Origin of the sequence: Rhodobacter lacus, assembly GCF_042683065.1 — a bacterium.
GTDB lineage: Bacteria > Pseudomonadota > Alphaproteobacteria > Rhodobacterales > Rhodobacteraceae > Rhodobacter > Rhodobacter lacus.
This window is the reverse complement of sequence record NZ_JBHUIX010000018.1, coordinates 48897-60384: the sequence shown is the minus strand read 5'-3', so window position 1 is coordinate 60384 and position 11488 is coordinate 48897. Positions and strand designations below refer to the sequence as shown.

Here is an 11488-nt window from a genome sequence, read left to right as displayed (position 1 = left end):
TGCGCTTCGCCATCCGTGAAGGCGGCCGCACCGTCGGCGCCGGCGTCGTCTCCAAAATCCTGAAATAATCTTCTCCTCGTGGGAAGATCGAAGGGCCGCCCGATCGGGCGGCCCTTTTTGCGTTGCTTTCCGGCCTTTCCATCCGTTCCCGCTTGCGACACTCTTGCCCGGCCTCCTCTTGAGGTAAGACTGGAGCCTGCCCGATGACCGACCCCGCTGCCTTTCCCGATCCGCTCGCACCTTATCCGCTCACGCTCCCGGATGGCTCATCGCACGAAGAAACGCTGTTTCTGCGCGCCGCGCTCGCGCATCCCAATATCGAGGCGGGCGACTACAGTTATTCGACCGATTTCGACACTGGCGCCGATTTGGCGCATCGGCTCGCGCCCTATCTCTACCCCGGTGCCCCCGAGCGGCTGGTGATTGGCCGGTTCTGTGCCTTTGCCCATGGGGTGCGGTTCATCACCGCTTCGGCCATGCATCCGATGCGCGGGCTGTCCACCTATCCGTTCCGAATCTTTGCCGGGCTCGATCTTGGCGCCTATCGCGATGAGGTGGCGTGCCATGGCGATACAATCGTCGGCCACGATGTCTGGATCGGCTATGAGGCGCGGGTGATGCCCGGGGTCACGATCGGCTCGGGGGCGATTGTCGCGAGCGGTGCGGTGGTAAGCCGCGATGTGCCGCCCTATGCGATTGTGGCGGGCAACCCCGCGCGCGTGGTGCGGATGCGCTTTGAGCCCGAGGCCGTGGCGCGCCTTTTAGAGCTTGCCTGGTGGGGCTGGCCGATCGAGGCGATTCTCGCCGCGCTCCCCGCCCTAGAGGCGGGGGATCTGGCCGCCGTTGAAGGGCTCAGGCCACGCCGCGACGATTGCGACGCAAATGGCTCTTGATTTCCCCCGCCGCCTGCCTTAGCACCCCTCTCACGGCCTAGGGGTATAGCTCAGTTGGTAGAGCATCGGTCTCCAAAACCGAGGGTCGCGGGTTCGAGTCCCCCTGCCCCTGCCATTGAAAAATAAGGGTTTTTTGCCCTTATTTTTTTTGGCTGAAAGGCCGGTTTACAGCCCCGTTTACAGACTAATTGAGTCGAGCGGCGCTCAGTTTCACCAAAACAGCGTCCGATGCCTGCGGGTTCATGCTCACGTAGACCTCGATCATCTTCGCCGCGGTCTGGATCGACCAACCCATATGCGCGGCAATCTCGCGCAGGGTCGCGTCGGCCTGAAATAGCCTCGTCGCCGCCGTTCCACGGCAATCGTAGAAGTGAAGCTCTTCCCGTATAGGGATAGGAAATCCGCCCTTGCGGGCAGCCTCGTTGATCTCTGCCTTTCGCCGCGTCACCTGGCGCCCCATGCTCGATGCCTTCGAGTAGGGCTGGCCCCGGTCGCCAACGAGAATGATCAGTCGGTCGCGCGGCGTCTCGTCAATGATCTTGCCCATGACGGGTGTAACCGGGATCGACACCATGCGCCGCCGCTTCTGGGTGCGAATGACGATTCGGCGCCCCTCTGGCGTCTGCTGGATATGCGCGCGAGAGAGGATGCACAGGTCTTGCGGCCTGAGCCCGGTTTCCGTCGCCGCAATCAGGATGCGCCGCAGATAGTCCGGGGCGCCGTCGCAAAACGCCTCGATCTCGGTGTCCGTCCAGATCAAATCAGACCGATCGACCTCGTAGAGAGCCGTCATCCCCGCCAGATGGTTCGTCGTGATGATCGAACGGTCAACCGCCCAATTGACGATCTTCACCAGATGGGTGCGCGCGTGGTCGGCAACTCGGGCTGACGAGAAGCGGTCGCGCCAGCGATAGGCGATCTGACGGATCTCAGGGCGATTGAACACGCCAATCGGCGCGGTGCCGAACTCTTCGTCAATGCCGCCCTTCATGTAGATCGACCGTTGATAGTCCTTCTGCGTGCGCGGCGCGAGGTTTCGGAAGTCGCGGCTTTCAAGATACTGGCCGATCACCTGTCGGAAGGTGCCCGCGCTCGGCTTGCGATCCTCGCACGCCTTGGCATAGGCTGCGAAATACTCGGGTCCGTTCTTTTTGAAAGCATCGTGACGAGACGACCAAAACCTCGGGCCGCCCCGCCAAGCATAATGATACTCGTGACTAGTGCCATCAGCCAGGCGCTTTGTAACCCTGTGTATGTGCTTTATCTCTATCCTCGGCATCGTTTAACCACCTGTCGATGTCGCTTTCCGTGACGCGCGAAACGATCCCGCTATCCTGAGAAAGGATGAAGCGCACGATTGATCCCTCGACGTCAATAGAGCGGAGGCGTAAATGTGCCGCTCTGTCGATTGCGGCAATCACCTGCTCTATCTTTGATTTTGTTGACATTTTTCTCCTTCGCCCCCGCGCCTTAATGAATATGGCGCGGGGGGAATAGCAAGTTGCAAACGGTCAGAAGCCGGCAGGAGCAATTTTGACATTCTTCGAGAGCATATCACTCGCCATCTGGGCGAGCGCACTCTTCTTGAGGTTGTCATTCCCCGTCGCCTCGGGGCTTGCCGTCTTGATCAGGTCAAGAAGTGCCGGCTTTGAATAGCGCGCCATGAAAGCCGCATCCGGCGCCCAGAACTTGCGAAGCTCGGCGTAGGAAACCTGCTTCACCAGCGGGTGCGATGTGGACATGCAGCGCAGAAGCTTGAAGGCGAAGGCGCGCTGAACGAGATCCTTCGACATGCCCTCAATGTCGGCATCGTGCAGCGCCGCATCGGCTTCCTCGGTCTTGGCCCAAAGATCGGTCACGGCAAAGCCAAGCGACGGGTCTGGCTCGTTGATCTTGTCGGGCCGGTCGGTGAACGTGGTCGTGTAACCGAGCCGGTTCGAGAGGTGGCGCAAGTAAAGCGCCTGCACCTTGATCGGCGTGCGCAGAAGCTCCATGCGCAGCGCGTGCAGCTTGAGCCGGGCAATGTCCGCCTGCAGGGTGGCGCTGAGAGCGTCCTTCTTCTCTTCCTGCGCCGTCTCCTGCACCGGCTCGGGGCGGCGAAGCCAGTGGCCCTCGTAAAGCGCCTCAAGCTGCTCTTTCGTGTTCGGGATCGCGCCTTCGCGGATATTCACATAACCGCCCGGGCCGATCTGATAAGCCAAAAGCAGATTGGCCTTCAATTCAGGGGGATGACGAACCTTCGAGCGCGGTTCCAGCTCCAGGTAGCGAGCAAGCAATTCCTCGGCGGCCTCGTCGCCTTCCTCGATCATCGCTTCGAGTTGCCACTTCGACGGAAGCTCGTCAAACTCTTCGGCTTCTTCATCGGTGAAGTCGTTGCAGCCCGGATGGCGCTTGATGGCGTAGAAATCGACGCCGGGCTCGATCTCTTCGGCGGCAAACCAGCCTTCCGCCTTGGCGCGCTCCTGCATCTGCGCGGTGATCTTGTCGCGGAAAAGCGTGTTGAGGGTTTCAACGTCGAGAACGATGATCTCGTCCCCGAACAAATCGCCTTGCAGGCGGCCGCCAGCGGCCTTGTATTCGTCAATCGAGACTTCCTCGCAGCGCTTGTCCTTGCCCCAGATGACGGCGCCGCGGATGAAGCTGTTGCGGATCTCGTCTCCCGTGATCCGGGGGTTGTTGCGGATATGCGCGAGCCAGTTTTCAACCTGCTCTTCGGTGTCGAGGCAGGACAGGCCCGCCGCCTGCGAAACCGTGATCTCGCCGGCCATGACTTTCTCAAGAACCGCAGCGGGCAGGCTCAGGATTTTGCGGCGCTGCATCACATAGCGCGCCGAACGCGCCACGAGGGCCGCAAGATCCTCGTCGCTGGCGGCGGCGTATTCGGGCCGGGCGAAGATTTTCAGTTCATCGAGCGGCGACATGAGCGAGTGCGAAAGCTGCTCGGCGTGGCCCGCGTTGATCGCTTCCGCCTGCGGGCGAATGTCCACCGGAATATCCGGGGTGATGCCGTCCTCGGCCAGCAAACGCAGCGCGCGCGTGCGGCGCCCGCCCACGGTGATGAACACCTTGCCGCCGTAATCGTAGCCAATGAGCGGGCTCAGGATGCCCACCTTGGCGATGTTGTCGGCCAGATGGCTCAGGGCGGCTTGATCGACCGACGCATCCGAGCGCGGGTTTTCGGGCGCGATTTCCAGCCGGTCGAGCGGCACAATCGCAATGATGGGGTCAGCTTTGGCGTTCATCGGGTGTTCCTTCCAGCTTGCGGAGCGCTTCGAGCATCGAGAGCGCATCTTCATGGCCGAGGCGCGGAAGCGTCTCGAGGTTGGTGGTGCAGCCCGCGCGAAGAAGAATCGCGCGGATCTCTTGCAAGGCTTTCCATTTGGGCATGGCTGCTATGCTGCGCTCCGTTCCTCGCCCCAGATCGAGACGATCAGCTCAGCGAAGGCGGCCTCAGTGAGCGGGCCGTGACCGGGGCAATATTTCGTTCCGGTCTGCTCGCACTCGAACACGCCACGCTGCGCCGTAGCGCGCGCAACAGTAAACTCGTCGCGCGAAAACCCGCCTTTGCGCTGCCAGGTGTGGGCCACCTTTGCTTGCGCGCGGTTGTCGTAGACCCCGATGATAAAGGGCGGGTCGAAAAGCCCGATCAGGGCGAATTTCATGCTGCTTTCTCCTGTTCGGAGGGCGTGTTGGTGAAATCGAGCCAGTCAGGCCGGTCGCCGGGCGTGCCCGTGCGGGGCATCAGCACGCCAATGAGATTGCTCACGCCCAAAGCCGTCACGGCCATCGGCGCCCCTTGGCATTCCTGCATGAGAATGAGCGATGTGGTGTCGGCGTCCGAAACACGCGCGAACGCCTTGGCGAATTTCGCCATGAAGATCGGGTTGAAGGAATAGATCGGCTCCTTCTGGCCGGGCTTGCGCTTCGGCAGGAACGCAGGAATGACCCGATGATATGCCGGGAACGTGCCGTCAACCTCGTGCAGAGGAATGCCATCAAGCATGAAGTCGCTTTCCGGCCCGGCGATGACGCAACCGTTGGTCAGCGTCTCGGGCTTCTCGATCTTGGCGCGCAGGTAGCGCGGCTCGGGGTCTTTCTTCGCCGGCTTCAACGCCTTCGCGGCGAAATTCATCGAAAGGATGGCCGGATGCGTCGCTTCCGAAAGGGGGTCATAGCCCGCAATCAGAATGTGGCCGTCCGTGGCGACAAAGCGAACACCCTTGCCCGTCTCGGGATCGGTCACGGGTTCGACATAGACCCCGTTCAGGTAATAGCGCGTCTCGTCGGGCGTGATCGCGTTGGAGACGGCGGCAAGAATGGCGGCGTTGAGGGTGAACACTTTCATTTCGCGGGTTCCTTGGGCTTGATGTGCGTCCAGGCAATGATGGGCTTGCCGAAGCGCGAGAGGCGGCGAATGCCGCTGTCGAACGCCTTCCCGGCGCTGCGCAGCTCTGCGAGGCGCGGCTGCACGCTTTCGTAGGGAAGGCCGATAATGCTGGCGATCTGCTCGCTGCTCAGAGGGCTTGAGGTGGACCGCAGGCAATCGAGCACTTGATCGCGGATCGTGGCAGCTTTCAGCTTCATCGAGCGCGCAGCGTGATAGCTCGTGCTGCCGCCCTGATAGCCGGGGCCGTGATCCTGAAGGTAGGGCATGACGTTGCTCCTGATAGTTTCAGCGGGCGGCACTTGGGCAATGCCGCCCGCCTTCTTTGAGCCGGTCGGGATTTGAACCCGAGGTCGGGGGGTGCAGCCCCGGCCCTACCAAGCGGGCTCTATTCGGCGGCGATTGCAGGCGCGGGGAGCGCGTTCGCGGCAAGCTTCTGAGCGGCTTGAACAATCGGGTTGACGAACTCGACTTCGACGCCAAGCTCTTTCATTTCCTCGGCCAACGAGGCGGCCTTGGCCGCAAGCTGGCTGCGGCGCTCGTCGTGCATGTTGGGAAGCTCCGCGGCCTTGGTGAGCAGCAGATCGAGCGTATCTTCGGGCGTGGTGCAGCCCGTGGCATAGGCGGTTTTGCGGCTTTCCCAGGCGTAACGGTCGTTCACAGTGATGCCCGTGACCGTGGCCGTGATGGCGCCGGGCTCGATGTAGAGCTTCGCTTCGGGGAAGTAATAGCCCTTGTCTTGCAGAATTTCCTTCGCGGCGCAGAGTTGTGCGTTGATGGCCGAAAGGTCCATGGTTCACCTCGGTTGAAAAATCAGTCCGTTGTGGGATGCGAGCAGAGAGGTTGCCCGCGTCCCGCCGTAGCGAGGCGGCATCCGCCAGACGCCGCGGGCTTCATCCGGCCCTTTGTCGCTGATGTGGCAGGATTTCGGGAAATGAGCCGCGAAAGCGTCCCGGCTTGCTGCGCTCGGGAAGCGCAGCCAAAGCGGGGGGAGATCGGGCCGGGTGGCGCTGTTGTCGTGGATCGCATAAGCGGCAGCCATCAGAAGCTCCCATAGGCGATTGTCTCGATGATGCCGAGAAGCCGGGAGAGGCTGCGCTTGGCCTTTTGGCCTGCATCATCGCTCGGGTTCACCGCATCCACGGCATCGCGGATCAGGGTCAAGTCCATGGGATCGAGAAGGGCCTCGACGCGAAGCCCTCCTTTCTCAGCGGATATGGCGATGGATGGCCTGCTCATGCTGCGAGAGCCTTCCACTCTTCGGTGCGAAGCATCTGCGCCACGCGGTTCTCACGGTTGATAAGCGTGGTGAGCGCGTTGGAGTTTGCTTTCGTCTCGGCGTGGGTCTGCCACCACGTCACCGCCTGATAGAGGCCCCAGACGGTCTGATCTTCGCGCGCGAAGCGGTCGAGGATCGCGGTGACAAAGCGTTCGGAGAACGAGGGTTCCTGACCGCGCGCTTTTTGTTTGGCGATGGTCTTTTTCAGCACCTCGGCGGCCTTGTCTTGGCTGAGCCGCGTCGTCGCCCAGAGGCCGAAGGTGTCGGCATCCGCTTCCATCGCGGAGAGCGCGTTGTCGATCTGGCGCTTCATCGCCTCGATGCTGAAATTCTGCGTGTGTTTGCCGTAGACCCCGGCCTTGAAGCTCGGGCGGGTCATGCCGTTCATGCAGATCAGCCGCTCGTAGCTCGTGTTGATGTGCACGGCGAGCGAGCCGTCATGGCTGTTCAGGACCGAGATCTTGAACAGCATCGTGTCGGGCCCCTTGTCGAGGTAGCCGGTGGAGCCGGTGGGCTGGATGAAATCGCCCGTGATAATGTCGGTGCGCATCACCGCGCCGTTCTTGGCGAAGCCCGTGGTCAGAAAGACGCCTTTCTTGCCCGCGAGGTCATAGAGCCCGTGGCGCGTGGGCTTGCGCTCTTCGATGGCGTAGCCCGCGCCCTCGAAGTAATCGAGCACCGGATCGAGCGCTTGATAGTGCTGCACCGGCTTGAACGCGGCGCCGCAAGTCGCGATGACTTCGTTGGTGTCATCGCGGTAAACGCCGCGCACAACGCGCTCGTCAATCTTGTGGCCCGCATGGTCATAGAGCGGAGCCGCGAACACCTTGAAGGCTTTATCAGGGCGAACGAGGTTGTTCACCGCCCGAGGGGCGGCGTTGGTAAGGTCGAGCATGTTGGGGCTCCTTGGCAGAAGTGGATATTTGGTTCGCTTCTCAAACGAACCTGTCAACTGTTCATCTGAACAAAGTTGATGCGGCGCTTGGTCAGGCGCTCGCTGATGCGGCGCTTGTTTTGTCAACGCCTTTGGGAGAGGGGGCCGGGGGAGAGGGCTTGCCCTCGCCCCCGCGGCGACGGTCGAGCTATGCGTAGGCGCGGAGCAGGCTCATTGCCGTTGCACCAAAGCGCGCGGCCAGCTTCGCAAGGGTGAGGAAGATGGTGAACATCAACCCGGAGAGCACGGCAACCAGCGTGCCGCCGAGCGTGCCCTGAAAGATGATGAACGCGAGCGTCGTCATCGCCACATCGGCAAGCCAATGAAAGCGCAGGATCGTCCGCATGCGCACGAGGCGCAGAACAAACGTGATGAAGGTGGCAACGGTGGCGGCGGCCAGCAAAACCGTGGTCATGGTGAAACTCCAAGGCAATAGAGAAAGGCCGGGGGATTGCTCCCCCGACCCGGTATCGGTCAGCGACCACGCATGGAAGCGAGGCGCGCGCGCACGGCATCCGCCGTCTGCTTCTCGCGGCTGTCCGACTTGACGAACGGCTTCCATTTCTCGCCAACGATCGTCTCGTAGGCGGTCGTCGTATTGGCGAACCAGTCCTTGCAGGCGGGCATCTGGACGCGCTCAAGTCGCTCAAGCCGATCCATCGCCTTGTTGAGGTTCGCCAAGCCGATCTCTCCGCCGTCGCACTCAGCCTCCAGCGCGTCAATGTCTTGCCACGCCTTGCCGATCTGGGCGTCCACGTTTTCGATCATCCACTTCGCGTTCTGGCAGAGATTGCCAAGCATCCCGCGGAGCTGAAAGAGCGTGTCGTTATAGTGCACGCCCTCCGCGTCGATGTTGCCGGGCACATAGAAGGCCGCAGCGAGCGAAGCGATGGCCTCCGCAAACGGCACGGCCTCGCCGGCCTTCGCGTTGCTCCAAGCGAGGCCGATCTGTTCGACCAGACCCTCGGCGCGGGCAGCAACCTCACGCTCGGCAGAAGCAACGGCCTCTGCGCGACGGGCCGCAGCCTCACGGTCGTTCATATCGGCGTAGTAGGCTTGCAGGGCGGGCGACATAGCGTTCGACATTCTCAATCTCCTATCAGATCCAAACTTCGCCTCTGTTTCTTTCAGAGAGCGCAAGCGACCTTATTTCTTTGTTTCTTTCTCTCTTCCCCGAGCGAGGCAGAGAGCGGAGCGGGGGCATGGGAACCCCCGCAACGGGCAGTCAGAACGGGATGCAGTCGTCCAGTTGCTCGATCTCGCGCAGCAGGCGCGGCGGCAGCACATCTGCCGGATCGAGCCAATCGTCGTCGTAGTCGATCAGGCTGTCCTCAATCAGGAGCAAGTCATCCTCGGCCGCGATCAGCAGATCCTCACTCGACGGGGCGAGAAGGTCGATCAGGTCGGCAAGATCTTCAACGGTAGCGGTGCAATGGATGGTCACGATGGGGCTCCTACGGTTACACGCACACGGGATTGCTGCGTGCACACCGAAGACCGCGATCGGCCAAAGACCGCGCCGCGCACTGTCCTCGACTCGGCGCGCTGAGGTTGACTCGGCGCGGTCTGCTCCGGGTCAAGGATGGCCGCTTGCGGCCACCGCGGGACGCGGCAAGCCGTGCGACCACCTGTTGCAGGCGCACTATAGCCTGCGACGGGTGGTTGCAGGGCGCAGTCCTTGAGGCGGATGGGCGGTCGAGGTAGCCGAGGGGCCGCAAGCGAAGGCGAGCTTGCGAGCCGTAGCGCAGCGAGAACCGAGGCTGCACAAGCGCAGCAGTCCTGTGTGTGTGTAAGTGGGCTGGCCCGGCCCGCGGAACGCGGGACGGTTAACAGCCAGCCTCCTTTGCCTGACGGAATGGCAATGAGGAAGGCACCTCACAGCCCGCGCCAGCGCTTATTCCCATGGCGCCTTCGCCAGCGTGACCTTGGCGACCGGCACGGCAGGCGCGCGAAGCCAGAGGTCATGCCGCTCCTTGTGGACCTGCTTGCCCTCGCCAGCCTTGGGCCAGATGCACGGCTCGCCCGCGGGCTGCATGCACTTCGGGCAGGGCACATCCAACGGACCTGAGCGATGGTGGCGGTCCACCAAAGCGCTGAAACTGTCCGTGCGAGAGCTGGTTGAGCGCGGCTTGCGCATGTCGGTGATCCTTTCTGTGGAGAACAACACCCAGAGGTGTTGCTGTTTCTCCCCGTTCGCTTCTCGCCTCGATTGTTCAAGGGCACCGGGGCAGGGATGCTCGCCGCATGGCCGAGACAACAGGTCCGGGCTTGCCTGGGCCTGTTGGCTCGGGTCTCCGACCGAGTAGCCCGGTGACTGCGACGAAGGAGCAGGCAGCCCCCCAACTGCGCACCCTGCATTTTCGCAAAGCCCGTTTTGCATTATTGGTGGCTTGACAGCCCCCCCCTCAGAAGCGCCTGAGCTTGGGGGAGGGGGGGGCGGGAGCGGCGCAACAAGCTTGGGACGTTGCGCGTGCCGAAAGGTCGGACACAAGCATCGGACTACACACCGACGCGGCACCATCAGCCCATTCGATGATCGCCCAGCGGTATTGCAATGATCGCTAAACAAGCGAACCGTCCCTCGAAATCACAGCGCGACGGCAACACATGCTCCCAGCAACACAAGACGATCTCCTCGTCCTCAGCGACGGCACGATCCTCGAACGACACCAAACCGAGGCAATCCGCCTCCGCGTCAGCTCCAACCTCTCACTCGAACAGATCGCCAAACGATCCGGCTACGATAGCAAGCAAGGCGTCCACGGCCTCCTCAATAGCCCGAAAGGTCGGGAAGGGATGCGAATTGCCGCTCAGCAATACCTCACGCACGCGGGCGTAGACGCACTGGCAGGGCTCATAACGCTCTCGCAATCCAGCAAGAGCGACAAGGTGAAGTTCGACGCACTCAGCAAGCTCGTGGACATGGCAGGCATCGGCCAGCAGCCCGGAGAGACGCAGCCCAGCAGGCCAGCAGCAGGCCTGAGCATCAGCATCAACCTCGGCAACGGCGAAAGCAGTCCGCCCACGCTGGACATAACGCCCAGCAACGGCTGAGGCGAATTGCTCCGGCAATTCTTTTTCCTGCCGGGCGGCAGCGAAGGGGGGCCGGGGGAAAAACGGAGAGGGGGTAGCGGAGGCAACCCCACCCACGCAGACAAAATGCAGGCGGGAAAACCTGCGGGAAGGATGGGGGCCGATGCGGCGCTTATTGATGCAGAGCACAGCGATGTGGCGGGTTGTGGATCGGTTTCACCGGAAGCGGGTGATGGTGGCGCGGGGCGTTGATAGCGTTCTGCGGGGGCCGGATGGCCGCGTGTTCAAGGCTCAGGAGGTGATGGGGTGATGGTGCCTGTTCCTTTGGCTATTCGGATCAGCCGAGAGCGGCTGCAGGACATGCGGCGGGTGGAGCGGCGAGCGTTCTACCAGTGGCTCGGGGAGGTGTTTCGGAGCCCTCATTGGCTGATCCCGTGCGATCCTGATGCTCCGAGCGATGTAGTGCGGTTCATGCGACCGCGGGAGGATGCGAATGGCTGATGTGACGGTGACGATCCCCGAGAGGGGTGACATTTGGGCGAGGATCACGCCGATCCTCGACGCAATCAAAGCCCGCGAGGATGCGGTCTACGACCAAGAGTATTCCTTTGCGTGTTTCATCGGTGATGCGGAGGTGAAGCCTGTGGAGGCCATCATGCCGCGGGAGAGGATTTCGGAGTTCGTCTCGATCTCGATGGATTGCGAGACGTGGCGCGGGATTATCCGCGAGAAGATGGTGTTCGGCTGCCACTACATCGACATTCTGTCGCGCCCGGCGACGATCATGGGGCTCCCGGTGCACGAGGTCTATCCGACCGACGCGACGAGAAACAAGGTGGTGCTCCATGAGTGACAACGTGGTGCCGATTGTCCCGCCCTACCTCACTTCGCTGCGAGACATGGGGCGGGAGATATTCTTCTGCGAAAACTGCCTCTCTCGGCAATTCAAGCTGGTGCGGATCAGG

General features: G+C 62.1%; 19 protein-coding genes and 1 tRNA gene. 6 read left to right on the top strand and 14 right to left on the bottom strand.

Translation table 11 applies throughout. From position 1 onward, the window contains the following. From ACFSM0_RS16570 to ACFSM0_RS16560, 3 genes are all read left to right on the top strand, one after another. The coding region (locus tag ACFSM0_RS16570) for an EF-Tu C-terminal domain-related protein (RefSeq protein WP_154763426.1) at positions 1–68 on the top strand (68 nt) is incomplete at its 5' end. A 135-nt stretch (positions 69–203) separates the two neighbouring features. Next, the gene (locus ACFSM0_RS16565; protein ID WP_377393052.1) at positions 204–893 is read left to right on the top strand and encodes a CatB-related O-acetyltransferase; all 690 of its coding nucleotides are present in this window, start codon (positions 204–206) and stop codon (positions 891–893) included. Between the two features lie 39 nt (positions 894–932). Then, positions 933–1008: transfer RNA gene (locus tag ACFSM0_RS16560), tRNA-Trp, on the top strand. Positions 1009–1077: 69 nt separating this feature from the next. Here ACFSM0_RS16560 and ACFSM0_RS16555 read toward each other — a convergent pair. The 14 genes from ACFSM0_RS16555 to ACFSM0_RS17745 form a co-directional block, all read right to left on the bottom strand. Next, the gene (locus tag ACFSM0_RS16555; protein WP_377393049.1) at positions 1078–2172 is read right to left on the bottom strand and encodes a tyrosine-type recombinase/integrase; all 1095 of its coding nucleotides are present in this window, start codon (positions 2170–2172) and stop codon (positions 1078–1080) included. A gap of 232 nt (positions 2173–2404) precedes the next feature. Further along, positions 2405–4135 (bottom strand): ParB/RepB/Spo0J family partition protein, encoded by a 1731-nt coding sequence (locus ACFSM0_RS16550; RefSeq protein ID WP_377393046.1) that lies wholly within the window; start codon positions 4133–4135, stop codon positions 2405–2407. Next, the gene (locus tag ACFSM0_RS16545) at positions 4119–4280 is read right to left on the bottom strand and encodes a hypothetical protein (RefSeq protein WP_377393043.1); all 162 of its coding nucleotides are present in this window, start codon (positions 4278–4280) and stop codon (positions 4119–4121) included. Before ACFSM0_RS16545 ends, ACFSM0_RS16550 begins: the two co-directional genes overlap by 17 nt. A 5-nt stretch (positions 4281–4285) precedes the next feature. Then, positions 4286–4555, bottom strand: coding sequence for a hypothetical protein (locus ACFSM0_RS16540; RefSeq protein WP_377393040.1), 270 nt, complete (start codon positions 4553–4555; stop codon positions 4286–4288). After that, entirely contained in the window at positions 4552–5238 is a 687-nt protein-coding gene (locus ACFSM0_RS16535; RefSeq protein ID WP_377393037.1) for a hypothetical protein, read from the bottom strand. Before ACFSM0_RS16535 ends, ACFSM0_RS16540 begins: the two co-directional genes overlap by 4 nt. Further along, on the bottom strand, positions 5235–5546 hold the full coding sequence (locus ACFSM0_RS16530; RefSeq protein ID WP_377393034.1) for a hypothetical protein: 312 nt from the start codon (positions 5544–5546) through the stop codon (positions 5235–5237). The genes ACFSM0_RS16535 and ACFSM0_RS16530 overlap by 4 nt, the downstream gene beginning before the upstream one ends. 119 nt (positions 5547–5665) lie before the next feature. Continuing rightward, entirely contained in the window at positions 5666–6070 is a 405-nt protein-coding gene (locus ACFSM0_RS16525; RefSeq protein WP_377393031.1) for a hypothetical protein, read from the bottom strand. 3 nt (positions 6071–6073) lie between these two features. Beyond that, entirely contained in the window at positions 6074–6319 is a 246-nt protein-coding gene (locus ACFSM0_RS16520) for a hypothetical protein (RefSeq protein ID WP_377393028.1), read from the bottom strand. Continuing rightward, complete coding sequence (locus ACFSM0_RS16515; RefSeq protein WP_377393025.1) at positions 6319–6447, bottom strand: hypothetical protein; 129 nt, start codon at positions 6445–6447, stop codon at positions 6319–6321. Before ACFSM0_RS16515 ends, ACFSM0_RS16520 begins: the two co-directional genes overlap by 1 nt. Before the next feature lie 65 nt (positions 6448–6512). Continuing rightward, complete coding sequence (locus ACFSM0_RS16510) at positions 6513–7451, bottom strand: DUF932 domain-containing protein (protein ID WP_377393022.1); 939 nt, start codon at positions 7449–7451, stop codon at positions 6513–6515. 187 nt (positions 7452–7638) lie between these two features. Next, positions 7639–7905 (bottom strand): hypothetical protein, encoded by a 267-nt coding sequence (locus tag ACFSM0_RS16505; protein ID WP_377393019.1) that lies wholly within the window; start codon positions 7903–7905, stop codon positions 7639–7641. 59 nt (positions 7906–7964) lie between these two features. Further along, a complete protein-coding gene (locus ACFSM0_RS16500; RefSeq protein ID WP_377393016.1) occupies positions 7965–8576 on the bottom strand; it encodes a hypothetical protein in 612 nt (203 codons plus the stop codon). Positions 8577–8715: 139 nt separating this feature from the next. Then, a complete protein-coding gene (locus ACFSM0_RS16495) occupies positions 8716–8934 on the bottom strand; it encodes a hypothetical protein (protein ID WP_377393013.1) in 219 nt (72 codons plus the stop codon). Positions 8935–9384: 450 nt separating this feature from the next. Continuing rightward, a complete protein-coding gene (locus tag ACFSM0_RS17745; RefSeq protein ID WP_465270050.1) occupies positions 9385–9627 on the bottom strand; it encodes a zinc finger domain-containing protein in 243 nt (80 codons plus the stop codon). Between the two features lie 470 nt (positions 9628–10097). Here ACFSM0_RS17745 and ACFSM0_RS16490 point away from each other — a divergent pair, with 470 nt between their 5' ends. The 3 genes from ACFSM0_RS16490 (at position 10098) to ACFSM0_RS16480 (ending at position 11376) form a co-directional block, all read left to right on the top strand. Further along, positions 10098–10544, top strand: coding sequence for a hypothetical protein (locus tag ACFSM0_RS16490; protein ID WP_377393010.1), 447 nt, complete (start codon positions 10098–10100; stop codon positions 10542–10544). Between the two features lie 142 nt (positions 10545–10686). Continuing rightward, the gene (locus tag ACFSM0_RS16485) at positions 10687–10833 is read left to right on the top strand and encodes a hypothetical protein (protein ID WP_377393007.1); all 147 of its coding nucleotides are present in this window, start codon (positions 10687–10689) and stop codon (positions 10831–10833) included. 183 nt (positions 10834–11016) lie between these two features. Continuing rightward, the gene (locus tag ACFSM0_RS16480; protein ID WP_377393004.1) at positions 11017–11376 is read left to right on the top strand and encodes a hypothetical protein; all 360 of its coding nucleotides are present in this window, start codon (positions 11017–11019) and stop codon (positions 11374–11376) included. Positions 11377–11488: the final 112 nt, after the last annotated feature.

What these genes read in the sequence shown, in the direction of transcription:
- ACFSM0_RS16565 (WP_377393052.1), top strand. Translation starts at nt 204, where the DNA reads ATGACCGACCCCGCTGCCTTTCCCGATCCGCTCGCACCTTATCCGCTC.
- ACFSM0_RS16555 (WP_377393049.1), bottom strand. Translation starts at nt 2,172, where the DNA reads ATGCCGAGGATAGAGATAAAGCACATACACAGGGTTACAAAGCGCCTG.
- ACFSM0_RS16550 (WP_377393046.1), bottom strand. Translation starts at nt 4,135, where the DNA reads ATGAACGCCAAAGCTGACCCCATCATTGCGATTGTGCCGCTCGACCGG.
- ACFSM0_RS16545 (WP_377393043.1), bottom strand. Translation starts at nt 4,280, where the DNA reads ATGCCCAAATGGAAAGCCTTGCAAGAGATCCGCGCGATTCTTCTTCGC.
- ACFSM0_RS16540 (WP_377393040.1), bottom strand. Translation starts at nt 4,555, where the DNA reads ATGAAATTCGCCCTGATCGGGCTTTTCGACCCGCCCTTTATCATCGGG.
- ACFSM0_RS16535 (WP_377393037.1), bottom strand. Translation starts at nt 5,238, where the DNA reads ATGAAAGTGTTCACCCTCAACGCCGCCATTCTTGCCGCCGTCTCCAAC.
- ACFSM0_RS16530 (WP_377393034.1), bottom strand. Translation starts at nt 5,546, where the DNA reads ATGCCCTACCTTCAGGATCACGGCCCCGGCTATCAGGGCGGCAGCACG.
- ACFSM0_RS16525 (WP_377393031.1), bottom strand. Translation starts at nt 6,070, where the DNA reads ATGGACCTTTCGGCCATCAACGCACAACTCTGCGCCGCGAAGGAAATT.
- ACFSM0_RS16520 (WP_377393028.1), bottom strand. Translation starts at nt 6,319, where the DNA reads ATGGCTGCCGCTTATGCGATCCACGACAACAGCGCCACCCGGCCCGAT.
- ACFSM0_RS16515 (WP_377393025.1), bottom strand. Translation starts at nt 6,447, where the DNA reads ATGGACTTGACCCTGATCCGCGATGCCGTGGATGCGGTGAACCCGAGC.
- ACFSM0_RS16510 (WP_377393022.1), bottom strand. Translation starts at nt 7,451, where the DNA reads ATGCTCGACCTTACCAACGCCGCCCCTCGGGCGGTGAACAACCTCGTT.
- ACFSM0_RS16505 (WP_377393019.1), bottom strand. Translation starts at nt 7,905, where the DNA reads ATGACCACGGTTTTGCTGGCCGCCGCCACCGTTGCCACCTTCATCACG.
- ACFSM0_RS16500 (WP_377393016.1), bottom strand. Translation starts at nt 8,576, where the DNA reads ATGTCGAACGCTATGTCGCCCGCCCTGCAAGCCTACTACGCCGATATG.
- ACFSM0_RS17745 (WP_465270050.1), bottom strand. Translation starts at nt 9,627, where the DNA reads ATGCGCAAGCCGCGCTCAACCAGCTCTCGCACGGACAGTTTCAGCGCT.
- ACFSM0_RS16490 (WP_377393010.1), top strand. Translation starts at nt 10,098, where the DNA reads ATGCTCCCAGCAACACAAGACGATCTCCTCGTCCTCAGCGACGGCACG.
- ACFSM0_RS16485 (WP_377393007.1), top strand. Translation starts at nt 10,687, where the DNA reads ATGCGGCGCTTATTGATGCAGAGCACAGCGATGTGGCGGGTTGTGGAT.
- ACFSM0_RS16480 (WP_377393004.1), top strand. Translation starts at nt 11,017, where the DNA reads ATGGCTGATGTGACGGTGACGATCCCCGAGAGGGGTGACATTTGGGCG.